This is a genomic window from Agrobacterium sp. ST15.16.055 (genome assembly GCF_027956555.1).
GTDB lineage: Bacteria > Pseudomonadota > Alphaproteobacteria > Rhizobiales > Rhizobiaceae > Agrobacterium > Agrobacterium salinitolerans.
This window is the reverse complement of sequence record NZ_JAQKGN010000009.1, coordinates 57,597-83,659: the sequence shown is the minus strand read 5'-3', so window position 1 is coordinate 83,659 and position 26,063 is coordinate 57,597. Positions and strand designations below refer to the sequence as shown.

21 protein-coding genes are annotated in these 26,063 nt (G+C 59.8%); 13 read left to right on the top strand and 8 right to left on the bottom strand.

What is annotated here, in order from left to right:
* The first annotated feature begins 195 nt into the window (after nt 1–195).
* The 8 genes from PL599_RS14560 (at nt 196) to PL599_RS14525 (ending at nt 12,902) form a co-directional block, all read left to right on the top strand.
* The gene (locus tag PL599_RS14560; RefSeq protein ID WP_137412494.1) at nt 196–2,658 is read left to right on the top strand and encodes a glycogen/starch/alpha-glucan phosphorylase; all 2,463 of its coding nucleotides are present in this window, start codon (nt 196–198) and stop codon (nt 2,656–2,658) included.
* Nucleotides 2,658–4,865 carry a 1,4-alpha-glucan branching protein GlgB gene (gene glgB, locus PL599_RS14555; protein ID WP_269824590.1) on the top strand — a complete coding sequence of 736 codons (2,208 nt, stop codon included), beginning with the start codon at nt 2,658–2,660 and terminating at the stop codon, nt 4,863–4,865. Before PL599_RS14560 ends, glgB begins: the two co-directional genes overlap by 1 nt.
* Before the next feature lie 21 nt (nt 4,866–4,886).
* Nucleotides 4,887–6,149, top strand: coding sequence for a glucose-1-phosphate adenylyltransferase (glgC, locus tag PL599_RS14550; RefSeq protein ID WP_077984795.1), 1,263 nt, complete (start codon nt 4,887–4,889; stop codon nt 6,147–6,149).
* 5 nt (nt 6,150–6,154) lie between these two features.
* The gene (glgA, locus tag PL599_RS14545) at nt 6,155–7,597 is read left to right on the top strand and encodes a glycogen synthase GlgA (RefSeq protein ID WP_269824591.1); all 1,443 of its coding nucleotides are present in this window, start codon (nt 6,155–6,157) and stop codon (nt 7,595–7,597) included.
* 4 nt (nt 7,598–7,601) lie between these two features.
* Nucleotides 7,602–9,230 (top strand): alpha-D-glucose phosphate-specific phosphoglucomutase, encoded by a 1,629-nt coding sequence (locus PL599_RS14540; protein ID WP_269824592.1) that lies wholly within the window; start codon nt 7,602–7,604, stop codon nt 9,228–9,230.
* Between the two features lie 106 nt (nt 9,231–9,336).
* Nucleotides 9,337–11,292, top strand: coding sequence for a glycogen debranching protein GlgX (glgX, locus tag PL599_RS14535; protein ID WP_269824593.1), 1,956 nt, complete (start codon nt 9,337–9,339; stop codon nt 11,290–11,292).
* Between the two features lie 54 nt (nt 11,293–11,346).
* Nucleotides 11,347–11,835: a MaoC family dehydratase gene (locus PL599_RS14530; protein WP_271359212.1), complete on the top strand. Its 489-nt coding sequence runs from the start codon at nt 11,347–11,349 to the stop codon at nt 11,833–11,835.
* A gap of 23 nt (nt 11,836–11,858) precedes the next feature.
* A complete protein-coding gene (locus tag PL599_RS14525) occupies nt 11,859–12,902 on the top strand; it encodes a DUF2332 domain-containing protein (RefSeq protein WP_271359211.1) in 1,044 nt (347 codons plus the stop codon).
* Here PL599_RS14525 and PL599_RS14520 read toward each other — a convergent pair.
* Genes PL599_RS14520 through PL599_RS14500 form a run of 5 tightly spaced genes read right to left on the bottom strand, consistent with a single transcriptional unit; the run spans nt 12,899 to nt 18,392 of the window.
* Complete coding sequence (locus tag PL599_RS14520; protein ID WP_269824596.1) at nt 12,899–13,453, bottom strand: sarcosine oxidase subunit gamma; 555 nt, start codon at nt 13,451–13,453, stop codon at nt 12,899–12,901. The two genes, PL599_RS14525 and PL599_RS14520, sit on opposite strands and share 4 nt — an antisense overlap.
* Nucleotides 13,446–16,406 (bottom strand): sarcosine oxidase subunit alpha, encoded by a 2,961-nt coding sequence (locus tag PL599_RS14515; RefSeq protein WP_271359209.1) that lies wholly within the window; start codon nt 16,404–16,406, stop codon nt 13,446–13,448. Before PL599_RS14515 ends, PL599_RS14520 begins: the two co-directional genes overlap by 8 nt.
* Entirely contained in the window at nt 16,403–16,717 is a 315-nt protein-coding gene (locus tag PL599_RS14510; protein ID WP_137412503.1) for a sarcosine oxidase subunit delta, read from the bottom strand. The genes PL599_RS14515 and PL599_RS14510 overlap by 4 nt, the downstream gene beginning before the upstream one ends.
* Nucleotides 16,718–16,728: 11 nt before the next feature.
* The gene (locus PL599_RS14505; RefSeq protein WP_162520537.1) at nt 16,729–17,139 is read right to left on the bottom strand and encodes a hypothetical protein; all 411 of its coding nucleotides are present in this window, start codon (nt 17,137–17,139) and stop codon (nt 16,729–16,731) included.
* Entirely contained in the window at nt 17,139–18,392 is a 1,254-nt protein-coding gene (locus tag PL599_RS14500; RefSeq protein ID WP_059756984.1) for a sarcosine oxidase subunit beta family protein, read from the bottom strand. The genes PL599_RS14505 and PL599_RS14500 overlap by 1 nt, the downstream gene beginning before the upstream one ends.
* Before the next feature lie 317 nt (nt 18,393–18,709).
* Between PL599_RS14500 and rpsU the strand changes: the two genes are divergently transcribed.
* Both rpsU and PL599_RS14490 read left to right on the top strand, forming a co-directional pair.
* Nucleotides 18,710–18,937: a 30S ribosomal protein S21 gene (gene rpsU / locus PL599_RS14495; protein WP_003508541.1), complete on the top strand. Its 228-nt coding sequence runs from the start codon at nt 18,710–18,712 to the stop codon at nt 18,935–18,937.
* Between the two features lie 133 nt (nt 18,938–19,070).
* Nucleotides 19,071–19,970 carry a tetratricopeptide repeat protein gene (locus PL599_RS14490; RefSeq protein ID WP_077984786.1) on the top strand — a complete coding sequence of 300 codons (900 nt, stop codon included), beginning with the start codon at nt 19,071–19,073 and terminating at the stop codon, nt 19,968–19,970.
* 71 nt (nt 19,971–20,041) lie between these two features.
* On the opposite strand, the gene PL599_RS14485 is transcribed toward PL599_RS14490, so the two are convergent.
* Complete coding sequence (locus tag PL599_RS14485) at nt 20,042–20,308, bottom strand: DUF6074 family protein (RefSeq protein WP_077984785.1); 267 nt, start codon at nt 20,306–20,308, stop codon at nt 20,042–20,044.
* 341 nt (nt 20,309–20,649) lie between these two features.
* On the opposite strand from PL599_RS14485, the gene PL599_RS14480 reads away from it, so the two are divergent.
* Together PL599_RS14480 and PL599_RS14475 are read left to right on the top strand one after the other, a co-directional pair.
* Nucleotides 20,650–20,928, top strand: a complete 279-nt coding sequence (locus PL599_RS14480) for an exopolysaccharide production repressor protein (protein WP_077984784.1) — start codon at nt 20,650–20,652, stop codon at nt 20,926–20,928.
* A 109-nt stretch (nt 20,929–21,037) separates the two neighbouring features.
* On the top strand, nt 21,038–22,027 hold the full coding sequence (locus tag PL599_RS14475) for a glycosyltransferase family 2 protein (RefSeq protein ID WP_269824599.1): 990 nt from the start codon (nt 21,038–21,040) through the stop codon (nt 22,025–22,027).
* Nucleotides 22,028–22,216: 189 nt separating this feature from the next.
* Here PL599_RS14475 and PL599_RS14470 read toward each other — a convergent pair whose 3' ends face one another.
* Entirely contained in the window at nt 22,217–23,185 is a 969-nt protein-coding gene (locus PL599_RS14470; RefSeq protein ID WP_191218037.1) for a polysaccharide pyruvyl transferase family protein, read from the bottom strand.
* A gap of 51 nt (nt 23,186–23,236) precedes the next feature.
* Nucleotides 23,237–24,202 carry a glycosyltransferase family 2 protein gene (locus PL599_RS14465; RefSeq protein ID WP_271359200.1) on the bottom strand — a complete coding sequence of 322 codons (966 nt, stop codon included), beginning with the start codon at nt 24,200–24,202 and terminating at the stop codon, nt 23,237–23,239.
* A 117-nt stretch (nt 24,203–24,319) separates the two neighbouring features.
* Between PL599_RS14465 and PL599_RS14460 the strand changes: the two genes are divergently transcribed.
* Complete coding sequence (locus PL599_RS14460; protein WP_137412509.1) at nt 24,320–25,798, top strand: lipopolysaccharide biosynthesis protein; 1,479 nt, start codon at nt 24,320–24,322, stop codon at nt 25,796–25,798.
* Nucleotides 25,799–26,063: the final 265 nt, after the last annotated feature.

The window sequence follows — 26,063 nt, the reverse complement described above, 5'->3', positions numbered from 1 at the left end:
AAAGGGCCGGCAATGCCTTGCGCGATCCTTGGGATGCGGAAGAAAAGGTCTTATTTTTCATAATCCTAAGCCGCTCAACTTTCCGCGAAAATTGCTGTTGCCACACCTCCATATCGATGCATAAACTGGCATCAGCAAAGGCAACACGGATCGACCTCTCAGACCCTCTCCTCCCACCAAGGTGCTGACCGACCAATGATCAATAACCTCAACACCGCCGATCTTCCCCGCCCCGCCCCGCGCAGTTCCAACCCGGAAATCATGGCCGCGGAAATCATCGAACGACTGACCTATCGCATCGGCAAGGACGTCAAGGTCGCCAAGCCCCATGACTGGCTGACCGCAACCATCCTCGTCGTGCGCGACCGCATCATCGACAAGTGGATGGAATCCACCCGCAAGGCCTATGCCAATAATTCCAAGCGCGTTTATTATCTGTCGCTGGAATTCCTGATCGGCCGCCTGATGCGCGACGCCATCTCCAATATCGGCCTGATGCATGAAATTCGCGATGCGCTGTCCTCGCTCGGCGTCGATCTTGACGTTATCGCCGGGCTGGAGCCGGATGCCGCACTCGGCAATGGCGGCCTTGGCCGTCTAGCCGCCTGTTTCATGGAATCCATGGCGACCGTCGACATTCCCGCCTATGGCTACGGCATCCGTTACGTGCACGGCCTCTTCCGCCAGCAGATGGCGGATGGATGGCAGGTGGAACTGCCGGAAACCTGGCTTGCGCATGGCAACCCCTGGGAATTCGAGCGACGCGAAAGCTCTTATGAAATCGGCTTCGGCGGATCGGTAGAGACCATCGGCGGATACGAAGATCCGCAGCGTTTCGTATGGAAACCGGCCGAACGCGTGATCGCCATGGCCTATGACACGCCGGTCGTCGGCTGGCGCGGCACCCGCGTCAATACGCTCCGCCTCTGGTCCGCGCAGCCGATCGACCCCATTTTACTGGCCGCCTTCAACGCCGGCGACCATATCGGCGCATTGCGCGAGAGCAACAAGGCGGAAAGCCTGACGCGGGTTCTCTACCCTGCCGACGCGACGCCGGCCGGTCAGGAACTGCGCCTCAGACAGGAGTTCTTCTTCTCCTCCGCCTCGCTGCAGGACATTCTGCGCCGTCACCTGCAGCAATATCCGGACTTCACTTCGCTGCCCGAGAAGGTCTCGATCCAGCTCAACGACACGCATCCGGCGATCTCCATCGCCGAAATGATGCGTCTTCTGTGCGATGTGCACGGTCTGGAATTCGAGGAGGCGTGGAAGATCACGCAGGGCACCTTCTCCTACACCAACCACACGCTTTTGCCGGAGGCGCTGGAAAGCTGGCCGGTGCCGCTGCTCGAGCGTCTTTTGCCAAGACATATGCAGATCGTCTATGCGATCAACGCCAACACGCTGCTTTTCGCCCGCAAGGAAAAGAAGATGGCGGATCAGCAGATCCGCTCGATCTCGCTGATCGATGAAGGCGGCGAGCGTCGCGTGCGCATGGGCAATCTCGCCTTTATCGGCTCACATTCCATCAACGGCGTTTCCGCCCTTCATACCGATCTGATGAAGGAAACGGTCTTTGCCGATCTGCACAGCCTTTACCCTGACCGTATCAACAACAAGACCAATGGCATTACGCCGCGCCGCTGGCTGATGCAGTGCAATCCGGGGCTCACCAGCCTGCTGCGCGAGGCGATCGGCGACGATTTCCTCGACGATGCGGAAAAGCTGACAGCACTCGACCGTTTCGCCGACGATGCCGGTTTCCGCGAAAAATTCGCCGAGGTGAAACGTCTGAACAAGGTGCGGCTTGCCAATACGGTAGCGCAGCGCATGGGCATCCGCGTCGACCCTTCCGCCATGTTCGACATCCAGATCAAACGTATCCATGAATATAAGCGCCAGCTTTTGAACCTCGTGGAGACGGTCGCGCTTTACGACCAGATCCGTTCTCACCCGGAACTGGATTGGGTGCCGCGCGTTAAGTTCTTCGCAGGCAAGGCGGCGCCTAGTTATCACAACGCGAAGCTGATCATCAAGCTTGCCAATGATATTGCCCGGGTCATCAACAACGATCCGGCCGTGCGCGGGCTTCTGAAAGTGGTGTTTATTCCGAACTACAATGTCTCGCTGGCCGAAATCATGGTTCCCGCCGCCGATCTTTCCGAACAGATATCGACGGCCGGCATGGAAGCCTCCGGCACCGGCAATATGAAATTCGCACTCAACGGCGCGCTCACCATCGGCACGCTCGATGGCGCAAATGTCGAAATGCGCGATCATGTCGGCGCGGAAAATATCGTCATCTTCGGAATGACGGCGGATGAAGTGGCCAAGGCGCGCGCCGAAGGCCACAATCCCCGCGCGATCATCGAAGGATCGGCGGAGTTGTCGCAGGCGCTGTCTTCCATCGCCTCCGGCGTCTTCTCGCCGGATGACCGCTCCCGTTTCGCCGGCCTGATCGACGGTATCTATAACAGCGACTGGTTCATGGTCGCCGCCGACTTCGACGCCTATGCCAATGCACAGCGCGAGGTGGACGCGATCTGGAGCGATCCGGACAGCTGGTATGCCAAGACAGTGCGCAACACGGCGCGTATGGGCTGGTTCTCGTCCGACAGAACGATCCGCCAATACGCCACCGAGATCTGGAGAGCCTGATGAAAAAACCGCTCAATTCGGCCGAAGAGAAAAAGACTGGCGATATCACGAAGGCTGAAATCGAGGCGATCAAGAGCGGTTTGCATTCCAATCCCTTTGCCCTTCTCGGCGTTCACGAAACGCCGGAAGGATTTTCCGCCCGCTGTTTCATTCCCGGTGCCGAGGAGGTTTCCGTCCTGACGCTGGACGGAAACTTCGTGGGCGAATTAAAGCGGCTCGATCCCGACGGCTTTTTCGAAGGCCGGATCGATCTTTCAAAGCGCCAACCGGTGCGGTATCGCGCCAGCCGCGACGATGCCGAATGGGCGGTGACCGACCCTTACAGTTTCGGCCCGGTTCTCGGACCGATGGACGATTATTTCGTTCGCGAAGGATCGCATCTGCGGCTCTTCGACAGGATGGGCGCGCATCCGCTGAAGCTCGAGGGCGTCGAGGGTTTCCACTTCGCCGTCTGGGCGCCCAATGCGCGGCGCGTTTCCGTTGTCGGCGATTTCAACAATTGGGATGGCCGACGGCATGTCATGCGTTTCCGCAAGGATACCGGCATCTGGGAAATCTTCGCGCCTGACGTCTATGCCGGCTGCGCCTACAAGTTCGAAATCCTCGGCGCAAACGGCGAGCTCCTGCCGCTGAAGGCGGACCCCTATGCGCGGCGCGCCGAGTTGCGGCCGAAGAACGCCTCCGTTACCGCACCTGAACTCGCCCAGGAATGGGAAGACCAGGCCCATCGGGAACATTGGGCGCAGGTGGACCAGCGCCGCCAGCCTATCAGTATCTATGAGGTGCATGCCGGCTCCTGGCGGCGGCGCGAGGACGGCACGTTCCTGAGCTGGGACGAACTGGCCGCCGAGCTCATTCCCTATTGCACGGATATGGGCTTCACCCACATCGAGTTCCTGCCGGTCACCGAACATCCCTATGACCCTTCCTGGGGTTATCAGACCACTGGCCTTTACGCCCCGACTGCCCGTTTCGGCGATCCGGAAGGTTTCGCCCGTTTCGTCAACGGCGCCCATAAGGTCGGCATCGGTGTTCTGCTCGATTGGGTTCCCGCGCATTTTCCGACCGACGAGCACGGGTTGCGCTGGTTCGATGGCACCGCGCTTTACGAACATGCCGATCCGCGCCAGGGTTTCCATCCCGACTGGAACACGGCCATCTACAATTTCGGCCGCGTCGAGGTGATGTCCTACCTCATCAACAACGCGCTTTATTGGGCCGAGAAATTCCATCTCGACGGCCTGCGTGTCGATGCGGTCGCCTCGATGCTCTATCTCGATTATTCCCGCAAGGAAGGCGAGTGGATCCCCAACGAATATGGCGGGCGCGAGAACCTGGAATCCGTCCGCTTCCTGCAGAAGATGAATTCCCTCGTTTATGGCACCCATCCGGGCGTCATGACCATTGCCGAGGAATCCACCTCCTGGCCGAAAGTATCGCAGCCCGTCCACGAGGGCGGCCTCGGTTTCGGTTTCAAGTGGAATATGGGCTTCATGCACGACACGCTCAGTTATTTCTCGCGTGAGCCGGTGCATCGCAAGTTCCACCATCAGGAGCTGACCTTCGGCCTGCTTTACGCCTTCACCGAAAATTTCGTGCTGCCGCTGTCCCACGACGAGGTTGTGCACGGCAAAGGATCGCTGATCGCCAAAATGTCCGGCGATGACTGGCAGAAATTCGCCAATCTGCGGTCCTATTACGGCTTCATGTGGGGTTATCCCGGCAAGAAGCTGCTGTTCATGGGGCAGGAATTCGCGCAGTGGAGCGAGTGGAGCGAGAAGGGTTCGCTCGACTGGAACCTGCGCCAATATCCGATGCATGAGGGCATGCGCCGCCTCGTGCGCGATCTCAACCTCACCTATCGATCCAAAGCCGCCCTGCACGCCCGCGATTGCGAACCCGACGGCTTCCGCTGGCTGGTGGTCGATGATCACGAGAACTCCGTCTTTGCCTGGCTGCGCACGGCGCCCGGCGAAAAACCGGTGGCGGTCATCTGCAATCTGACACCGGTCTATCGGGAAAACTATTATGTGCCGCTGCCCCAGGCGGGGCGGTGGAGGGAGATTCTCAACACCGATGCCGAAATTTATGGCGGCAGCGGCAAGGGAAATGGCGGGCGCGTTCAGGCGGTCGATGCCGGAGGAGACATCGGGACAATGCTCGTCCTGCCACCGCTCGCGACGATCATGCTCGAGCCGGAAAACTGACAGACACAGAGGGAGGACACCATGTCGGAAAAAAGAGTTCAGCCTTTGGCACGCGATGCAATGGCCTATGTCCTCGCAGGCGGCAGAGGCAGCCGTCTGAAGGAACTGACGGACCGCCGGGCAAAACCCGCCGTCTATTTCGGCGGCAAGGCGCGCATCATCGATTTCGCGCTCTCCAACGCGCTCAATTCCGGCATTCGCCGCATCGGCGTCGCCACGCAATACAAGGCGCACTCGCTCATCCGCCACCTGCAGCGCGGCTGGGACTTCTTCCGTCCCGAGCGTAACGAAAGCTTCGATATTCTGCCGGCCTCCCAGCGCGTTTCCGAAACGCAATGGTATGAAGGCACGGCCGACGCCGTCTACCAGAACATCGACATCATTGAGCCCTATGCGCCGGAATATATGGTCATTCTCGCCGGCGACCATATCTACAAAATGGATTACGAATACATGCTGCAGCAGCATGTCGATTCCGGCGCCGATGTAACGATCGGCTGCCTTGAAGTGCCGCGCATGGAAGCGACCGGCTTCGGCGTGATGCATGTGAATGAAAAAGACGAGATCATTGATTTCATCGAAAAACCGGCCGATCCGCCGGGCATTCCCGGCAATGAAGGCTTCGCGCTCGCCTCGATGGGCATCTACGTCTTTCACACGAAATTCCTGATGGAAGCGCTGCGCCGCGACGCCGCCGATCCGAGCTCCAGCCGAGACTTCGGCAAAGACATCATTCCCTATATCGTCGAGCACGGCAAAGCCGTCGCCCATCGCTTCGCGGATTCCTGCGTGCGTTCCGATTTCGAGCATGGCCCCTACTGGCGCGACGTCGGCACCATCGATGCCTATTGGCAGGCCAATATCGACCTGACGGATGTGGTGCCGGACCTCGATATATACGACAAATCCTGGCCGATCTGGACCTATGCGGAAATCACACCGCCGGCGAAATTTGTGCACGATGACGAGAACCGCCGCGGCTCGGCCGTGTCTTCGGTCGTCTCCGGCGATTGCATCATTTCCGGCGCCGCCCTCAACCGCAGCCTCCTCTTTACGGGTGTGCGGGCCAATTCATATTCCCGCCTTGAGAATGCCGTAGTACTGCCAAGTGTGAAGATCGGGCGTCACGCCCAGCTCAGCAATGTCGTCATCGACCATGGCGTGGTCATTCCGGAAGGACTGATTGTAGGAGAAGACCCAGAACTGGATGCCAAACGTTTCCGCCGCACTGAAAACGGCATTTGCCTTATCACCCAATCGATGATCGACAAGCTGGACCTGTAGAGCCCATGAATGTCCTTTCGGTTTCATCCGAAATCTATCCCCTGATCAAGACCGGAGGGCTCGCCGACGTTGTTGGCGCACTCCCCATCGCGCTGGAAGCCCATGGCGTCACGACGCGCACATTGATACCCGGATATCCGGCGGTGAAAGCCGCCGTGACGGATCCCGTCAAATGCTTCGAATTTACCGATCTGCTCGGCGAAAAAGCCGATGTGCTCGAAGTGCGGCATGAGGGACTGAACCTCCTCATTCTTGACGCGCCCGCCTATTACGAGCGCTCCGGCGGCCCCTATCTCGACCAGACCGGCAAGGACTATTCTGACAACTGGAAACGCTTCGCGGCGCTTTCCCTGGCCGCCGCCCGCATCGCCGCCGGCGCGCTTCCCGGTTGGCGGCCGGATATGGTGCATGCCCATGACTGGCAGGCCGCAATGGCGCCGGTCTATATGCGTTATGCCGAAACGCCCGAGATTCCGAGCCTTCTCACCATCCACAACATCGCCTTTCAGGGCCAGTTCGGCGCGAATATCTTCAGCAAGCTTGGCCTCCCCGCCCATGCCTTCGGCATGGAAGGCATCGAGTATTACAACGATGTGAGCTTCCTGAAGGGCGGCCTGCAGACGGCAACGGCGCTCAGCACCGTCAGCCCGTCCTATGCCGAGGAAATCCTCACCCCGCAATTCGGCATGGGCTTGCACGGCGTCATCGGCAGCCGCGCCCATGTGCTGCACGGCATCGTCAACGGCATCGATGCCGACGTCTGGAACCCGGCCACCGATCACCTGATTCACGACAATTATTCAGCCGCCAATCTCAAGAACCGTGCGCTGAACAAGAAGGCGGTCGCCGAACATTTCCGCATCGACGATGATGACAGCCCGCTTTTCTGCATCATCTCCCGCCTCACCTGGCAAAAGGGTATCGACCTCATGGCGGAAGCCGTGGACGAGATCGTTTCCCTTGGCGGTCGCCTCGTGGTGCTGGGCGCGGGGGAAGTGGCGCTGGAGGGCGCGCTTCTGGCGGCGGCGTCCCGCCACCATGGCCGCGTCGGTGTCGCTATCGGTTATAACGAGCCACTCTCGCACCTGATGCAGGCGGGCTGCGATGCGATCATCATTCCCTCTCGTTTCGAACCCTGCGGCCTCACCCAGCTTTACGCGCTGCGTTACGGCTGCATTCCGGTCGTCGCCCGCACCGGCGGTCTTGCCGATACCGTGATCGACGCCAACCATGCCGCCATCGCCAATAAATCGGCGACCGGCGTGCAATTTTCACCCGTCACGCTCGATGGTCTGAAACAGGCGATCCGCCGGGCCGTCCGTTATTACCACGACCCGAAACTGTGGACACAAATGCAGAAACTCGGAATGAAATCCGATGTTTCCTGGGAAAAGAGCGCCGGTCTTTACGCCGCGCTTTACAGCCAGCTTATTTCGAAAGGCCATTGAAACAATGATCAAGACCGTTCAGACGAAGCCCTATCAGGACCAGAAGCCGGGCACTTCAGGCCTGCGCAAGAAGGTGCCGGTCTTCGCCCAGGAAAATTACGCCGAGAACTTCATCCAGTCGATCTTCGACGCGCTTGAAGGCTTTGAAGGACAGACGCTGGTGATCGGCGGCGACGGCCGCTATTACAACCGCGAAGTCATCCAGAAGGCGATCAAAATGGCTGCCGCCGCCGGTTTCGGCAAGGTGCTGGTTGGTCAGGGCGGCATTCTCTCCACGCCGGCCGCCTCCAACATCATCCGCAAATACAAGGCCTTCGGCGGCATCGTTCTTTCCGCCAGCCATAATCCCGGCGGCCCGAACGAAGATTTCGGCATCAAATACAATATCGGCAATGGCGGCCCCGCGCCGGAAAAGATCACGGACGCGATCTTTGCCCGCTCGAAGGTCATCGACAGCTACAAGATTTCCGATGCCGCCGATATCGACCTCGACAAGATCGGCAGCTTCAAGGTGGATGAGCTGACAGTCGAGGTGATAGACCCGGTCACAGACTATGCCACCCTGATGGAAGAACTTTTCGATTTCGACGCCATCCGTGCGCTCATCGCTGGCGGCTTCAGGGTCGTCATCGACTCCATGAGCGCTGTCACCGGCCCCTATGCGGTGGAAATCCTCGAAAAGCGTCTCGGCGCGCCGAAAGGCTCCGTCCGCAATGCAACGCCGCTGCCGGATTTCGGCGGCCACCATCCAGACCCGAACCTTGTCCACGCCAAGGAGCTTTATGACGATGTGATGAGCCCGCAAGGCCCCGATTTCGGCGCGGCTTCCGATGGCGATGGCGACCGCAACATGGTTGTCGGCAAGGGCATGTTCGTCACCCCATCAGACAGTCTGGCGATCATCGCCGCCAATGCCAAACTGGCGCCCGGTTATGCCGCCGGCATTTCCGGCATCGCCCGCTCCATGCCGACCAGTGCGGCAGCGGACCGTGTCGCCGAAAAACTCGGCCTTGGCATGTATGAAACGCCGACCGGCTGGAAATTCTTCGGCAATCTCATGGATGCTGGCAAGGTAACGATTTGCGGCGAGGAAAGCTTCGGCACGGGCTCCAACCATGTGCGAGAAAAGGATGGCCTTTGGGCCGTGCTCTACTGGCTGAACATTGTCGCCGCCCGCAAGGAAAGTGTGAAGGACATCGTCACCAAGCACTGGGCCGAATATGGCCGCAACTATTATTCCCGCCATGACTATGAGGAAGTGGATTCGGATGCGGCGAACACGCTGGTCGCCACCCTGCGCGAAAAACTCGCCACACTTCCCGGCACCAGCTATGGCAATCTGAAGGTCGCGGCGGCGGATGATTTTGCCTATCACGATCCGGTCGATCAGTCGGTCAGCAAAAATCAGGGCATCCGCATCCTGTTCGAAGGCGGTTCGCGCATCGTGCTTCGCCTCTCCGGCACGGGTACTGCGGGCGCCACGCTTCGCCTCTATGTCGAGCGTTACGAGCCGGATGCGGCCCGCCACGGTATCGAAACCCAGGAGGCGCTTGCCGACCTGATTTCCGTTGCCGATACCATCGCCGGCATCAAGGCTCATACCGGCCGCAACGCACCGAGCGTTATTACGTAAGGGCTTGCCGCCCGCTCATGAGGGACGCACTGAAAGCGTCCCTCACTCGGCCTTGCCTCCCTGTTCCATTCTGGAAGAGAAACACCATTTCCCGGAGAGACCGACCATGCAGACACCTTCCGTTTTCCCCAAAGGCGCAATCCAGACGGAAAACGGAACGGAATTCACGGTCTACTCCCGGCACGCCTCGCAGATCGATCTCTGCCTTTTCGATACGAAGGGCGAAAAAGAAACGGCGCGTTTGCCGATGGCGCGCGGTGAAGATGACGTTCACCGGTTGACCGTCTCCGACGCGGGCCCCGGCACGCGATACGGCTTTCGCACTCACGGCATTTACGCCCCTGAACACGGCCTCTGGTTCGATCCTGCGAAACTGCTGCTCGACCCCTATGCCACGGAGATCGACCGCCCCTTCCGGCACGACCCCGCGCTTTACGCCTTTGGTGCGGAGACCGGCGGGATCATGCCGAAAACGATCCTTTCGCAATATGAGCCGGTCAGGCGTCAACCGCCGCTTTTTGCCGAAGGCGGGCTGATTTACGAACTCGCCGTCAAATCCTTTACCCGGCTGCATCCTGAAGTGCCGGAAGAGATCAGGGGCACCGTTGCCGCACTTGCGCATCCCGCCATTGTCGCGCACCTGAAAAAAATCGGCGTCGATGCGGTGGAGTTGATGCCGATCACCGCATGGATCGATGAGCGCCACCTGCCGCCGCTCGGCCTTTCCAATGCCTGGGGTTATAATCCCGTCGGTTTCATGGCACTCGATCCGCGCCTCTGCCCTGGCGGCGTGCGGGAATTGCGCGATACGGTTGCGGCACTGCATGCGCAAGGCATCGGCGTCGTTCTCGACCTGGTCTTCAACCATACCGGCGAAAGCGATATCGAAGGCTCGATCCTGTCGCTGCGCGGGCTCGATAACCTCACCGCCTTCCGCCACCCGCCGGGAAAGCCGGGCGTGCTGGTCAACGACACCGGCACCGGCAACACGGTTGCCTGCGACCACCCCTATGTTCGCCAGCTCATCATCGATTCGCTGCGGCATTTCGTTCTCAATGCCGGCGTGGATGGCTTCCGTTTCGATCTTGCGCCGGTGCTCGGGAGGACGGCCGCGGGTTTCGACATGGTGAGCGAGACGCTGGCCGCGATGCATTCGGACTCGGTGCTTTACGACCGCCTGCTGATCGCCGAACCCTGGGATATCGGCCCCGGCGGTTATCAGCTCGGCAATTTCCCAGAAAGTTTCCTGGAATGGAACGACCGCGCCCGCGATGACATGCGCCGTTTCTGGCGTGGAGATGCTGGCACGACGGGGGCGCTGGCCAATGCCCTGTCCGGCTCCTCGCCGATCTTTTCCCGCCATGGCCGCCTGAAAAGCCGCAGCGTCAATTTCCTTGCCGCCCATGATGGTTTCACCCTGTTCGATCTCGTCAGCCACGAACACAAGCACAATGAAAAAAACGGCGAGAACAATCGCGACGGGCATAACGACAACCATTCCTGGAACAATGGTTTCGAGGGATTGACCGACGATCCCGCCATTGTCGCCGCTCGCCTTGCGGATGTAAAAGCGCTGCTTTCCACGCTTTTTGTCAGCCGCGGCACCCTGATGTTGACGGCGGGTGACGAGGGCGGCCGCAGTCAGCAGGGCAACAACAACGCCTATTGCCAGGACAATGACATCAACTGGGTCGAATGGTCTTCGCTTGTCCCCGAACTGATCGATCACACGGCATTTCTCGCAGCGCTTCGCAAACGCTTCGGCGTCTTTTCCGAGACCGGCTTCTTTTCCGGCAGCGGCGATGTGACATGGCTTGCTCCGGGCGGGGAGCCCATGACGATTGCGGACTGGGAAAGCCCGAATGGACCCGCCTTCGCCATGGTGCTTTCAACGTCGGACCGGGAAACGGGCGACGAGGTCGAGCTTGCGGTTCTCATCAATCGCGGTCGCGAGGTCGTTCCTTTCACGCTGCCCGGCGATGGCTGGCATGCGATCGGCACGGATTTCGGCAATCCCGCCTTCCTGCCCGCCCGTTCCGTGGTGTTTTATCTGCGCAGTTGATCCCTTCGCGTCGCCAGCCGTATAAGTCCCTGGAAACAATGCGGACGAGGTAACATGACAAAAGAAATTGCGCTGGCGGAGATGAAAAATCTGGTCGGCACGGAAATGGGCGTTTCCGACTGGATCACCGTCGACCAGACGATGATAAACGCCTTCGGGAAAGCGACACTGGATGAACAGTTCATCCATATGGACCCTGAGCGCGCCCGTGCTGAAAGCCCTTTTGGCGGCACCATCGCACATGGGTTCCTGACGCTGTCGCTGCTTTCGGCGCTGAATTACGACGCCCTGCCCCGTATTCGCGAACAGACCATGGGCATCAATTACGGCTTCGATACCGTCCGTTTCGTGACGCCGGTCAAAAGCGGTGCGCGGGTGCGCGGCCGCTTCACGCTGGCGGAAGCGCGTTTTCGCGGTGCGGCCATGCTGATGACAACTTATGACGTGACGGTGGAAATCGAAAACGAAAAAAAGTCGGCGCTTACCGCCCGCTGGACCACCATCAGCCAGTTCAACCCGGAGGACAGGCCGCAAGACGCCTGAAACCACCGCAACGGAGAGACGGCATGCATGACGAAGCCGTAAGGAATGCCTTTCTTTCGCAGGCAAGAGCCTGCGACAGCCTCGGCTCGCCCTTTACCGCACGGCTCTGCCGTGCCATGGCAGCAAGGCTCGACAGGCAAACCGAGATAGGCGAGCGCATTTTATCCTGGCCCGGTGATGTCGGCCCCTCGGGCGATTCCGTTCCCCTGCGGCTGGCGGGCGCCCTGCATGCGCTCGCCATCGAGGAAAAGATCGCGCCGCTTGCCGATATTGCGCCGGAAGACGAAGAAGCGCTCTGGCAGGCCTGCGCCAGCGCCCTTCGTTTTCATTCGCCCTTCATCCTCGCAAGGTTGAAATCACCGCCGCAGACCAACGAGGTTCGCCGTTCCGCCGTTCTGCTGCCGGGCTTTCTTTCGATCGCGGCACTGACCGGCAAGCCGCTGGTGCTGTCGGAGGTGGGAGCGAGCGCCGGGCTCAACCTGCAATTCGACCGTTACCGATATCGCCTCGGCGGCCTCACCTGGGGTGAACGATCCGATGTTTTCCTGTCGCCGGAATGGCGCGGCAACACCCCGCCGGATGGCCGGATCGAGGTTATCGAGCGTGCCGGAGGCGACCTCAACCCGCTCGACCCGTCATCCGCCGAAGATCGCCTGCGGCTGATGTCCTATGTCTGGGCCGATCAGACAGACAGGCTGCAGCGAACCGCCGCCGCCCTGCGGATAGCCGTAGAACATGGTCTGCATGTCGAGAAGGTGGACGCGGTCGACTGGCTGAAACGCCGCCTTGCCAGGCAATATCCGGGTGCTGCCCACGTCGTCTATCACTCAGTCGCCTGGCAATATCTGCCCGATGCGTTGAAGGAGGCCGGCGAGGCTGTAATTAGCGAAGCCGGAGCCCGCGCTACGCCGGATGCCCCGCTTGCCCGGCTGCAAATGGAGGCAGACGCGACGCCGGGCAGCGCCGCCATTACCCTTCAGATCTGGCCGACCGGCGAGAAGCAGGAAATCGGCCGGGCCGATTTCCATGGGCGATGGGTGGAATGGCGAGGCTGGATGGCGGGTTAAACCGCCACGTCCTCGGCCGCCTCCTGCAATAGCCCGCCGACATATTCGGCAAAGGAACGCCAGCATTCCACCCGGAACGTATCGTCCGCCGTGCGCAGCAGCACCACTTCCGCCTTACCGAAAACCGTGCGTGAGCAGGCGCCCACCGGGAACCGTGCCGGAGACAGGTCCTGCGGGCAGCCGGCATTGAGTGCTGCTTCCGCGCCTGGGCCGGAGACGATGACGGCCGTGTTGCGGTGGGAAACATCGGTTGCGGAAAACAGCCCGGAGACGCCGGCAAGCGCAGCCATCAGGTCGCTTTCACCCTGATCGATCACCAGCCATTCATCCGGGCCAAGCCATAGAGCCGAGCGCAGACCCGACGTGACGGAGCCTTTCGGGCTGGTGGGCAGAGCAAGGCCGAGTGCCTCCGAGAGCGCCGGTACGGCACTTTCCCGCGCCCGCAGCGACAGCCGCGAGGCGGAGGCGGCGGTTTTCAGCGAAACGAAAGGCGAGCCGCCGTGAAAATCCTCAAGCACGGATTTGCGTTTTGCGTGCAGCATGTCAGCCATTGAGACGGACTCCTTCCTTGTCGAGGAAGACCATGTCGGTCACTTCGACGGCAATGGTTTTATCGGCAAGCGGAATATAAAGCGTTTCACCCATGCGCGCCCTGCCATCCGCCACCAGCGCAAAGGCGATGGAGTGGCCGAGATTTTCCGACCAGTAGGCCGAAGTGACATGGCCGAGCATGGTCATCGGCTTCGGCTGGTTCGGATCGGCAACGATCTGTCCGCCTTCGTCAGGCACGGTCAGTCGGTCTTTCGTCTTCAGACCGACGAGCTGCTTGCGGCCGGTGCGCGTCAGGTCAATGCGTTTCAGGCCGCGAATGCCGACGAAATCCGTCTTCTTCTTGGAAACGGCCCAGGCAAGCCCGGCATCGTCAGGGGTCACCGTACCGTCCGTGTCCTGACCGACGATGATATAGCCCTTTTCCGCACGCAGGATATGCATGGTCTCGGTGCCGTAAAGGCAGCCGCCCACGGCTTCCGCCCTTTCGCGGATCGCCGACCAGACGGCTGCGCCATAATCGGCGGGCACATTGATTTCGAAACCGAGTTCGCCGGTGAAGGAGACGCGGAAAAGCCGCGTCGGCACGCCGCAGAACTTGCCCTCGGCCACCGCCATATGCGGGAAGGCTTCCGGCGACAGGTCGATGCCCTCGACGAAGGGCGCGATAACCTCGCGCGCCTTCGGCCCCTGCACGGCAATGACAGCCCATTGCTCGGTGGCCGAGGTGAGCCAGACATTAAGATCGGGGAATTCGGTCTGAAGATAATCTTCCATATGCTGGAGAACGCGCGGCGCGCCGCCCGTCGTCGTCGTGACATGGAAACGGTCCTCGGCCAGACGCCCGACGACGCCGTCATCGTAAACGAAGCCGTCTTCGCGCGTCATGATACCATAACGGCACCGGCCGGGTTTCAGCGTATCCCAAGCATTGGTGTAGATGAGGTTCAGGAATTTCGCCGCATCCGGGCCGACCACCTCGATCTTGCCGAGTGTGGAGGCATCGAACACGCCCACGCTTGTCCGCACCGTCTTGCATTCGCGGTTGATCGCCTCATGCATGTCCTCACCCGCACGCGGGAAGAACCACGCGCGTTTCCAGTTGCCGACATCTTCGAACACCGCACCCGCCGCCAGCTCTTCCTCGTGCATCGGCGTCTTGCGGGTGGGGTCAAACAGCGCACCGCGCGAATGGTTGATGAGCGTGCCGAAGGTCACCGGCGTATAGGGCTGGCGGAAGGTGGTGAGACCGACCTTGGGCAAATCCCGGCCGAGCGCTTCCGATGCGATGGCGAGGCCATGCATGTTCGACATCTTGCCCTGATCGGACGCCATGCCATTGGTGGTGAAGCGCTTGATGTGTTCGACGGAATGCATGCCCTCGCGCACGGCAAGGCGGATATCCTTGGCGCAGACATCGTGCTGGAAATCGATGAAGGCCTTGACGCCGGTGCCCTCGCCTGCGCCTTCGGCCGCACCGATCATGCCGCCCGTCCATGCCCGGGCATTTTCGCCGGAGAATTCCACCGAACCGCCGCCAGCAGCTGCCGCTTCGGCAATGATCGCGGAAAGATCGTCCGTGCCGTTGCAGGCGCCGATGGAAACGCAGTTCTGCACATGGATATCAGGCAGGAAACGCTGGTTGGCCGCGTCGAACTTCAGCTTGCCGCGCGATTGCGAGAAGAGATGCACCGACGGTGTCCAGCCGGCGGAAACCAAAAGCGCATCGATGGCGATCTTGCGCTTGTTGGAGCCGCCATTGCGGCCAACGGTCATGGAAGACACGCGCAGGCGGCCGGCGGTGTTGTAGACGCTGTGGCCCGCCAGCACCTCGATGCCGAGCGCGCGCGCCTCGTCCAGCAGACGCTGGTCCGGATTTTCGCGGCAATCGACGATGGCGGCGATCTTCACGCCCGCCTTCTTCAGGTCGAAGGCCGTCTCATAGGCCGAATCATGCGCAGTGTAGACACCGACATTGTGACCGACGGCGACGCCGTACTGGTTGAGATAGGTGCGGGCCGCCGAAGCCAGCATGATGCCGGGGCGATCATTATTGGCGAAAACCATGTGGCGCTCGATCGCGCCTGCCGCGAGCACGACCTTCTTGGCGCGCACCTGCCACAGCCGCTCACGCGGCTGGTGTCTGGCGGGCGTGGCGAGATGATCGGTGACGCGCTGCGCCAGCGCCACGAAATTGTGGTTGTAGTAACCGAAGGCCGTCGTGCGGGTCAGAACCCGGACGTTGGGCATGGATTGCAGTTCGGCAAGAACCTTCTGCGCCCACTCGTAGCCGGGCAGGCCGTCGATCACCGCACCGGTGTCGAAGCGCAGCGCGCCGCCGACTTCGGCATTTTCATCCACCAGAATGACGCTGGCACCGGTTTTTGCCGCGGCAAGCGCCGCCGTCAGGCCGGCGACGCCGGCGCCGGCCACCAGCACGTCGCAATGGGCATAACGGCCGGAATAATGATCCGCATCCGGCTCGCTCGGCGCTTTTCCGAGACCAGCGGCGCGGCGGATCAGCGGTTCGTAAATCTTATGCCAGGCGGCCTTCGGCCACATGAAGGTCTTATAATAAAAGCCCGCTGCGAACATCGGCGAGAGAAGATCGTTGACGGCGCTCAGATCGAAGGAGAGTGACGGGAAACGGTTCTGCGAGGCGATGATCGCGCCGTCGAAGACTTCCTGCACCGTGGCGCGCACGTTGGGTTGCTTGCGCAGGCTGTCGCGGGAGACGTCGATCAACGCGTTCGGCTCTTCCGGCCCAGCGGACAGGAAACCGCGCGGGCGGTGATATTTGAACGAGCGGCCGATCAGATGCACGCCATTGGCCAGCAACGCCGACGCGACGGTATCGCCTTCCAACGCCGGATAGATCTTGCCGTCGAAGGTGAAACGGGCGGTTCTGGCCGGGGTCAGCCGGCCGGCACCCTTTATACGATAATCGCCGCTCATTGCCCGGCTCCCTTTTCTGCGGAAAGGACCGTCTCAGTATCCGGTTTCGGTTCACCCGCCCTGTAGGTCATCAAGAACTTGTCGCTGACTGAATCGCGGGCGGCGTTGAAGAAGCGGCCGCAGCCGTGAATGTGACGCCAGCGCTCGAAAACAAGGCCCTTGTCATTGTCGCGAATGAAGAAATATTCCGCGAAGGCCTCATCGGAGATATCGGCAATGTTTGTCGGACGCGCGATATGGGCTTCGCCCGACCAGCGGAATTCCAGTTCGGAACGGTCTTCCCCGCAATAGGGGCAATGGATCAGAAGCATCGTCGCTCCACCTAGAGAGAGTTTTCCGGAAGTATGGTTCCGGCGGGTTGGTCACACAGCCGCTTTCCCATGGCTACGAAAGGGGAAAGCCGCTTTAAAAGCTGCTCGAAATTATCGAAGGGACGCAGCGCCGAGGCCCGGCCCATATTGACGATGGCGACCGCCATCATGTCGGTATCGATCGCGAAAGGGTAATCCTGCTCGCCATCCTCCTTCTCGCCGACAAAATAAACCATCTTGTTTGCAAGACTGGGAGCACAGAGAAGCAGGCCTTTTTCCGCCGCGAACGGCCAGTCTTTCTCGCCCTGCATCTTCGCAATCTTCTGACTGCGAAAATCCCTGGCCTCGGGAATGACGCTGCCGGCGGGCACGGCCGCAACCGCGCCTGATATGTTGATCGCAAGCATGGCCGCCGCCAGCATCAATGCGCCACCGCGGCAGCGGCAGCCTCATCGATCAGGCGGCCGGTACGGAACCGGTCGAGCGTCAGCCCGGCCGCGAGGCGATGCGGTTCACCGCGGGCGATGAGATGCGCGAAGAGATTGGCCGAACCCGGCGTCGCCTTGAAGCCACCCGTGCCCCAACCGCAATTGACGAAGAGGTTTTGCACCGGCGTCACGCTCTGGATGGCGGAGCGGTCGGGTGTGTTGTCGGTGATGCCGCCCCATTGGCGCATCATCTTGACACGGCGGAAAATCGGGAAGAGTTCGCAGATGGCGTCGAGCGTATGGGTGATGATCTGCAAACCACCGGTCTGGGAATAGGAATTATACTGGTCGGTGCCGGCACCGATCACCAGCTCGCCCTTGTCGGACTGCGAAATATAGGCATGCACCGTGTTGGACATGACCACGCAGGGGAAGATCGGCTTCAGCGGCTCCGACACCAGTGCCTGTAACGGATTGGAATGCAGGGGAACGCGGACGTCAGCCATTTTCATGATGACGGAGGAGTGGCCGGCGGCGGAAACCCCGATTTTTTTCGCGCCGATGAAACCGCGATTGGTCTCCACACCCGTCACCGCTCCGTCCGGCCCACGGCGAATACCCGTGACCTCGCAGTTCTGGATGATGTGCACGCCGCGGTCGGAGGCCGCACGGGCATAACCCCAGGCCACCGCATCGTGGCGAGCCGTGCCGCCGCGGCGCTGGAGCGCTGCGCCATTGATCGGATACCGCGCATTGCCTGAGATATCGAGCGGCGGGCAATAGGCTTTCGCCTGCTCCGGCGTCAGCCATTCATTGTCGATGCCATAAAGACGGTTGGCATTGATATGGCGGCTGAAGGACTGCCGGTCGTGAATATTGTGCGACAGCATCATCACGCCGCGCGCCGAATACATGACGTTGTAATTGAGATCCTGGCTCAGGCCTTCCCACAGTTTCAGGGAATGCTCGTAAATATCCATGCTCTCTTCATAGAGATAGTTGGAGCGGATGATGGTGGTGTTGCGGCCCGTATTGCCGCCGCCAAGCCAGCCTTTTTCCAAAACTGCGACATTGGTAATGCCGTGTTCCTTGGCAAGGTAATAGGCCGCTCCGAGACCATGTCCGCCACCACCGATGATGATGACATCATAGTCCTTGCGCGGTTCGGGCGAGGCCCATTGCGCATCCCACCCTTTGTGACCCCTGAGCGCCTCACGCGCCACGGCAAAAACGGAATATTTGCGCATTCGCAATCTGCTCCTCAAGAACCGGCCAGAGGCCGTAAAGATAGTCCCGGCCCATATCATACACATGGCAAATCGGGAGGGGAGGCAATATTCATTTTGCGACGTCGCAATGATTTTGTTTCGACATTGCGGGACGAACGCGGGACAGCCCGTATTTTGCAGGCGGATTATGCGCTACCGGCTGGACTTGGCGCAAATGATCTGTTATTGCACGTCACCAATCGCCCAGCTGGACAGCCGGACGAACCATTTTTCGTTTGCGTGCGAATGCCTTTATTCTCACAGCAAGATAACCAAACTAAAGGAACGGGTTTAACGTGCAGGTACTAGTCCGCGACAATAACGTTGATCAGGCGCTTCGCGCCCTCAAGAAAAAGATGCAGCGCGAAGGCATTTTCCGTGAAATGAAAATGCGCGATTATTACGAAAAGCCCTCCCAGAAGCGCGCCCGCGAAAAGGCTGAAGCCGTTCGCCGCGTTCGCAAGCTGGCACGCAAGCGTGCACAGCGCGAAGGTCTGGTTGCAGGCCCCCGCGCAGGCCGTTAATAGGCCGTCTTTTGGACGTTTTTGAATGCTTGTTGGGCGGGGGCGATCAATTCGCCGCCGCTTTTTGTGTTTGTGGCCGGAGAATGTTCTTGAGAACGATCGTGAGACCGGCCTGCGAGGGAACCCACACCGAATGATCGCTGTCGACGCCTGTGTTGTGAAAAACGCCGATGCCTCTGCGCGCCGGTTGCCACTGAAAAACAACAGAGGGTTCCGCGCTTCTCTGGTCGTCTGCACCATCCTTGCCGGTCTTTCCGGCTGTGCGACATCCAACCAGACGGAAGATGTGTTCCGGATCGACCGCGCCCAGGGCTCGCAGGAAAACATCGCCTCGCTTACCTCGGTCATCAACGCCAATCCGCAGGACCCTGAAGGTTACAATGTTCGCGGTTCGGCCTACGGCCGCGCCGGCGATTCGCGCCGCGCCATCGAGGATTTCAACAAGGCGCTGCAGCTGAACCCGCGCTTCTACCAGGCCTATGCCAACCGCGCGCTGGTTTACCGCAATAGCGGCCAGCAGCAGCAGGCCCTTCAGGACTACAACGCTGCCCTGCAGATCAATCCGAGCTACGATGTGGCGCTCATCGGCCGTGGCAATCTTTACCGCCAGTCCGGCCGCGTGAACGAAGCCTTCAACGATTTCTCCCGCGCCATCGAGCTGGAAACAACCGACGGGCGCGCCTGGCACAATCGTGGCCTGATCTACCAACTGCGCAACCAGCATGCCCAGGCCATCGAGGACTTCTCCAAGGCGATCTCGCTGTCATCGACGTCGCCCGAGCCCTATAATGGCCGCGGCCTTTCTTATGTCGCGCTGAACGACGATGAAAACGCCTTCGCCGATTTCAACCACGCGATTTCGCTTGATGGTAATGTGGCGGAATCCTGGGCCAACCAGGCGCTGGTCTATGAGCGCCGCGGTGAGATGGCCAAGGCTGCCAAGTCCTATGCGCATGCGGCGCGACTCGATCCTAAATATAAGCCCGCACTGGATGGCGTTGCCCGCACGCGCGGCGCCGCTAGCGCCTCCTGAGGCGTACGGAACCAACAAAAAGCCGGCTGGTTTATAACCCGCCGGCTTTTTTTATTAAAGAAAAAGAACCATCAATGGCTGTCGCGGCGTGCCTCGGGCGTGGCGTCCCCCGCCCACAATTCAGCCTGCACGGCGTTTTGAAATTCCATGACCTCGCGCCGCATGGCGGCGTCCTCATAGCCAAGCGCCGTCAAACGGGCGGCCAGTTCACGGCACTCCCTGCGCCAGAAATCATTCGCCTCCACACCATGCAGCCGGTCGAGCATGGTTGCACATCGTTTTACGTCGGCAATGCGGTTCTTTGCCGGAAAGGCGATTACTTCTGAACTCGTCGTCACGCGGGCACCCTGCTCTTCGAGGAATCAATACCGACTTTTTAAAGGCGAGATGGTTAACGAAGTCTGCAGAGCGTGACAGACAACCCGCAAGGGCCGACCGCAGCACGGTTCTGGCGCTTCCAGACGCAGGAGCCGGTGTCGTCAGGCAGGCCTGATCGGCGCGAATCGGCAGTTATGGAGGAATTTACCAATCCAGATTACCGAAATTTCATGCCGCAACCGTTAGAAGAACTATATATGTGTGTTGAAACAGCACCGGTCTCATCGTATATTTCTTGCAAAGAAAAAAAATGCCGCAGCGCAGTCAAAAATGGAGAAATCGTTCTCGGGAGGAGAGCACCATGTATGCACCTCGTGTCTTTTTCAGCATGATCGGTGCATTGCTTGCCTTTGCGGTTGGCACGTATTTCATCCACGGATCATTCTATACCGCATTCATCCAGACGCTCATCTGTGCAGTCATTCTGCAAATCGGCTATTTTATTGGAATTCTGGTTCTCGTCGCCCGAGAAAAACGGCGGATGCGGGAAACCTTTTCGCGTGATCGCAGCGCCGAGACCATGGCGGCGGAACCGGCAAAAAGCGCCCCGCCGCACGGCGCCAAACTCACCGATATGTAAGCTTTTACGCAGCTTCTTTTATTGCGCCGCAAAAAATCGCTTGCATCCATACGCCTGACACTTTCTGCTGGGCAAATCCTGACGGTTGATCAAAGCAGAAGGACACCACATGGTGAGCGGTTCACAGCCCATTTGCGTCATCATCGCTGCGAAAAACGCATCTGAAACCATCGATATCGCCATTCGCTCCGCCCTTGCGGAGCCCGAGGTCGGGGAAGTCGTGGTTATCGACGATGGCTCCACCGACACGACAAGCGACGTGGCGCATGCGGCGGATGATGGCACAGGCCGTTTGCGGGTCGTGCGGTTCGATGTGAATCGCGGTCCTTCGGCCGCGCGCAACCACGCGATTTCGATTTCATCTGCCCCGCTCATCAGCATTCTCGATGCGGACGACTTCTTCTTCAGGGGTCGCTTCACTGCCATGCTGACCGATGACGACTGGGATCTCGTGGCTGACAATATCGCTTTCATCCAGCAATCGGTTTCCGGCGCTTCCTCCATGCAGCCGGCCCGTTTCGAGCCGCAGGCGCGGTTTTTATCGCTCACGGAATTCGTCGAGGGCAATATTTCCAGGCCCGGCGTGGAGCGCGGAGAAACCGGATTTCTGAAACCGGTGATACGCCGCTCTTTTCTCGACAAACATGCGCTGCGTTATGACGAGGCTCTGAGGCTTGGCGAAGATTACGAGCTTTACGTGCGGGCGCTGGCCGCCGGCGCGCGCTACAAGGTCATCCACCATTGCGGTTACGGCGCGATCGTGCGCGGCAACTCGCTGAGCGGCCGCCATCGCACCGAAGATCTTCGCCGCTTATACGAGGCGGACAAAGCCATTCTCGCTGGTTGCCGGCTTTCGGCGGAGGAAACGGCGATCCTGCGCGAACATGAAAAACATATCCGCGCCAAATTCGAGCTTCGCCATTTTCTCGATACGAAAAAGCAGAAAGGCATAGGCGGCGCGTTAAGCCACGCCCTTGCGCGCCTCCCCGCCCTGCCCGCCATCATGCGCGGCATCTGGAGCGACAAGACTGCCCGCTTCCGCAAATCGCCACCGGTGCGTGATGTGCGTTATCTGCTGGACGGCACGCCGGTTTCGTAAGGGAAAAGGCGACCTCCGCCAATTTCTCGCCGTCATCCTCGGGCTTGTCCCGAGGATTTACTCACGTATCGTATGATCGGTCGGTTGCAGATGCTCGGGACAGGCCCGAGCATGACAATAGAGACCCTAGAGGATGGCATCCTCATGCGAAGGCGGCAGAAAACTCCCTGCCGCATCCACTCTTCGCCCTCAGAGATAATCCCGCTTCACCGTTTCCAGAACGGCGGCGAAACGCTCCTTGCGCTCTTCCAGCCGGCCATCCGGGCTGAGACGCGGCTCCGCGCGACTTGCCTGCCAGAGCGCCAGCGTGGAAGGCGCGGCCAGCACCTGCTTGGCCAATTTGCGCAATGACCGGGACTGCGTTTCCTGCGGCCGGACCAGCACGTCACCCTCATGCGCCGGACCTTCATGCACCGGAACGGAACCGGCCTCGGCAATGACGGGGCCGGGCGGCGGCGGGAAGCTCATACCCCAGAAGCGCGAGCCCTTTTTCGCCGCCTCGGCGCGGGTCGAAACCGGCACATAGCGCGGCTGATAGTCGACACCGACGCTGCCGGCCCAATCGCTCCATTTGAAGCTGTTGATCGACGGCGAGGTGCTGACCGCAACCCACGGCACGCGGAAGGCATCGGCAAGGATTGCACCATGCATGGATTCAGCCACGATGAATTCCGACTGGGCAATGGCGCGGATGACCGCTTTCGCCTCGCCGCGCGGGTCGAGATAGGTGAGGCCTGCCGGCTCGCAGACCGTTTCCCACATGCCGAATTCCGCCGATTCCCAGTGCGGAACAAAGGTCTTCTTGTAGAGTTTCGGCAGGTCTTTGAAATCGGGCATCTCGGTGACCATGACGGCGGGATCGACAATGCCTTTTTCGGGCGCGAGCCCGAGCTTGGCGGCAGTTTTTTCGCCGCGCACGCAGCGAATGTCCCAGAATTCGGTGCTGGTATCCGGCACCGCGCCGTAACCATAACCGCTGCCGATCACCAGCTTGCGCTGTTTTCCCGGCAAAAGAACATCGTTCAGGACAGTGCCGACTCCGACGAGCATGACATCGTCATGCACATCGCGCAGGCCCGGAAGCAGAAAGTCCCACAGCCACAGATTGAGATCGTCACCGAAATTTCCGTGATGAGATTCCCAGTGGTAAGGTTTCATGAGGTCACTCCTGGGTGAAAAACATATAAATTCTTGCGGGCGAGAATTCGCTCATCGCGGGCGGACGATTTTTCCGGCGCCGAGTTCGAAAGCGGCACGCAGCAGTGCCGGATCACGCATCGCCCACTTCAACAACAGTCCGAATTCGGGCGCCTTTCGCCGTTTCAAGTTGCCCGCCTGGCTCCACAGCGCCTGTTTGCGCGCCGTGTTTTTATAGGACGCAATGGAGGCGACATCGTCCGGCCGGCGTGAAAAACGCCCCTCCAGCGTATCGAGCGCCACCCAGGTATTGAACTGCTGGCGCAGGAATTCCGGCGAGGTATTGTCGATGCTGTGGAAGATATTGACGCCCATTCCGCGCATCGCACCGGCATCGTCACAGAGCAGCATCCGCTTCGATGCGAGGATGGAATCGCAGAAAAACAGCACGTCTTCCGCCGCCAGTCTGAGCGCCGGATCGAAGCGGATTTTCTCAAAAAGAGGACGGCCAATCACCATGCAGGAGAGATGCAGGAAGCTCCAGTTGCGCAGCATCACACTTGCCAGATCCGGCAGTTCGATCACCAGCGGTTTCTCGGAAAGCCGTGCCGCGCCCTCATTTTTCTCCAACTCGGAAATGGCAAAATGATAATAAAATTCGTCACTTGCCTGCATCGATGCCCAGTAGCAATCGCCGTCGTAAGTCTCTAGTGCGAAGGCCGCATTCTGCAGATGATCTGGCGTCCAGATATCGTCGGAATCGAGAAAGGCAACGTAGTCGGTGCCGCCAGGCACATGGTCGAGACCGGTGTTACGCGCGCCGCCCGGGCCGGCATTGGCCTGCTTAATGACAAGAATCCGGTCTTTCTCACCCTGCGAAAGTTCCGCAAGTTCCTGATCGATCGGGTATGGCGATTCGTCATCGACGATGACAAGATCGAAGTCTTGGTAGGTCTGCGCAAAAACCGATGCGAGTGCACGTCCCAAGACACCGTGCTGCTTTTGGTAGTAGGGAATGACGACAGTAAACCTTGCCATTGTTTCGCCCCTTGCGTTGATCAAGAAGTGTCGGGCCCGATCCTAAAAGCGGCCCCGATGGTATCGGCAACTCCCAACCGGCTTCCTCCCGCCGGCCTCCAGAAACAGGATGCTTGTATGCCCCCAGCGCCAAATGTAAAGACCATCACCACGAATGTCGGCTGGAGCGTTTTATCAAAAACAGGGACATTCGGGCTTAAATTTGTCACGGTCCCAATTCTCGCTCGTCTCCTCACGCCGGAAGAATTCGGGGTGGTGGCGGTAGGACTTACGGTTGTACAGTTCCTGACCATGATCGCCGGGGCGGGCCTGACGTCCGCCCTTATCGTCGAGAAGGAAGAGGATATGGAAACGATCCATACCGTCTTCTGGGCCAATCTCGCCATCTCCTGCACCATGGCCGCCGTCCTCTACATCTTCGCGGAATTTTTCGGTGAACTGCTGGGTGCGGTGGAAAGCGCCTATCTGCTGCGCATCATGGCATTTCTCATCCCGCTGCAGCTTGCCGGTGATGTCGCCTATTCGCTGCTGGCGCGACGGATGAATTTCAGCAAGGACGCGCTGTGGAGCATGGCATCGGAAAGCATCGCGGCCATTGTCGCGGTCGCGCTTGCTTTCATGGGTTTCGGCGTCTGGGCGCTGATCATCCAGCTTTTTGCCGCAGCCCTCATCCGGCTTGTCGGGCTTTATGCCGTTTCCCGCTATTGCCCGCGCTTCGTCATGAAACCGCGCCGACTGGTGCCGCTTCTCGGCTTCAGTTCTGGGCTGATGGGCTCGGAAATCGCCAATTTCGTTACCTTCCAGTCACCGATGGTGGTCATTGCCCGGCATCTTGGGCTGGCGGATGCCGGCGCCTATTCCGCCTCCAACCGCTTTGCCAGCATTCCCAACCAGGTGGTTCTGTCGGCTGTCATGGGTGTCCTGTTTCCCGCCTTCAGCCGCATGATGGACGATCCGCAGCGCCGGCGCGATGCGCTGATGTTCAGTACGCAGGTGCTGACCGTGCTTTTGGCACCGATGATGTTCGGCCTCTGGGCCGTGGCGGAGCCGGCCATGCTTGTCATCTTCGGGCAGAACTGGGCCTATGCCTGGCCCGTTCTCGGCCTGCTCGCCCTGTCGAAGGCCATTCTGACGCCGTGCAGCACCTTCATCCCGTATTTGAAGGGAGCAGGTTACGGCCGCGTGCTGTTCTGGTCGGCGACGATCCGCGCCATCGTCACCACCGTCGCGGTCTGGCTTGCCGCGCTTTATGGCACCCTGATCGACGCGATGGTTTGGCTCTGCATCGTCAATGCGGTAACGCTGGTCGCCTATTCCTGGGCGGTGTTCAAGGCAAGCGATACACCCTTCTTCCGCGGCCTTTATGTCAGCAGCCGGCCGATGATCGCGGCGCTGATCATGGCCGGTGCGGTGCGTTATCTGCTTCACGTTCTGGCTGAGCGCGTTCCCAATGCCACGCTTCAGGTTCTCATCGGCGCTGCCGTGGGTGGCGTCATCTATGCGGTGCTGATCCTGCTGACTGAACGGGCGCTGCTCGGGAAAATTCTCGGAATGGTCAAATCGCGGCGCATGCAGAGCGATGCAACCCAAGGTTAGTTCAATCGCAGAAAAACGCGCCTCATTTCCGCCGTTAACCGGCCTTTTCCGCGGTGATTTCCCTCACCGCGGCAGAGGCGTATGGCGGTTCTTTTTGCAGCGCAATATCACGACAAATGACAATTTCACACGCTAGGGCGATTTTTAACGATGGCCATGTTTGTAAAAATGATAGTAATTTCAAATGTTTGAATTTTTTTAGCGACAGGAATGACTGGAACGCCAGACATTCACCCGCAAAATCTAAGCTTGTGTTTTTCCCGCG

Bases quoted from the DNA above. Each gene is read 5' to 3' on its own strand.
- PL599_RS14490 (WP_077984786.1), top strand. From the start codon at position 19,071: ATGATCGCTGTCGACGCCTGTGTTGTGAAAAACGCCGATGCCTCTGCG.
- PL599_RS14525 (WP_271359211.1), top strand. From the start codon at position 11,859: ATGCATGACGAAGCCGTAAGGAATGCCTTTCTTTCGCAGGCAAGAGCC.
- PL599_RS14465 (WP_271359200.1), bottom strand. From the start codon at position 24,202: ATGGCAAGGTTTACTGTCGTCATTCCCTACTACCAAAAGCAGCACGGT.
- PL599_RS14520 (WP_269824596.1), bottom strand. From the start codon at position 13,453: ATGGCTGACATGCTGCACGCAAAACGCAAATCCGTGCTTGAGGATTTT.
- PL599_RS14480 (WP_077984784.1), top strand. From the start codon at position 20,650: ATGTATGCACCTCGTGTCTTTTTCAGCATGATCGGTGCATTGCTTGCC.
- glgX (WP_269824593.1), top strand. From the start codon at position 9,337: ATGCAGACACCTTCCGTTTTCCCCAAAGGCGCAATCCAGACGGAAAAC.
- PL599_RS14510 (WP_137412503.1), bottom strand. From the start codon at position 16,717: ATGCTTCTGATCCATTGCCCCTATTGCGGGGAAGACCGTTCCGAACTG.
- PL599_RS14540 (WP_269824592.1), top strand. From the start codon at position 7,602: ATGATCAAGACCGTTCAGACGAAGCCCTATCAGGACCAGAAGCCGGGC.
- PL599_RS14470 (WP_191218037.1), bottom strand. From the start codon at position 23,185: ATGAAACCTTACCACTGGGAATCTCATCACGGAAATTTCGGTGACGAT.
- glgC (WP_077984795.1), top strand. From the start codon at position 4,887: ATGTCGGAAAAAAGAGTTCAGCCTTTGGCACGCGATGCAATGGCCTAT.
- PL599_RS14560 (WP_137412494.1), top strand. From the start codon at position 196: ATGATCAATAACCTCAACACCGCCGATCTTCCCCGCCCCGCCCCGCGC.
- PL599_RS14515 (WP_271359209.1), bottom strand. From the start codon at position 16,406: ATGAGCGGCGATTATCGTATAAAGGGTGCCGGCCGGCTGACCCCGGCC.
- PL599_RS14500 (WP_059756984.1), bottom strand. From the start codon at position 18,392: ATGCGCAAATATTCCGTTTTTGCCGTGGCGCGTGAGGCGCTCAGGGGT.
- glgB (WP_269824590.1), top strand. From the start codon at position 2,658: ATGAAAAAACCGCTCAATTCGGCCGAAGAGAAAAAGACTGGCGATATC.
- PL599_RS14505 (WP_162520537.1), bottom strand. From the start codon at position 17,139: ATGCTGGCGGCGGCCATGCTTGCGATCAACATATCAGGCGCGGTTGCG.
- glgA (WP_269824591.1), top strand. From the start codon at position 6,155: ATGAATGTCCTTTCGGTTTCATCCGAAATCTATCCCCTGATCAAGACC.
- PL599_RS14460 (WP_137412509.1), top strand. From the start codon at position 24,320: ATGCCCCCAGCGCCAAATGTAAAGACCATCACCACGAATGTCGGCTGG.
- PL599_RS14475 (WP_269824599.1), top strand. From the start codon at position 21,038: ATGGTGAGCGGTTCACAGCCCATTTGCGTCATCATCGCTGCGAAAAAC.
- PL599_RS14530 (WP_271359212.1), top strand. From the start codon at position 11,347: ATGACAAAAGAAATTGCGCTGGCGGAGATGAAAAATCTGGTCGGCACG.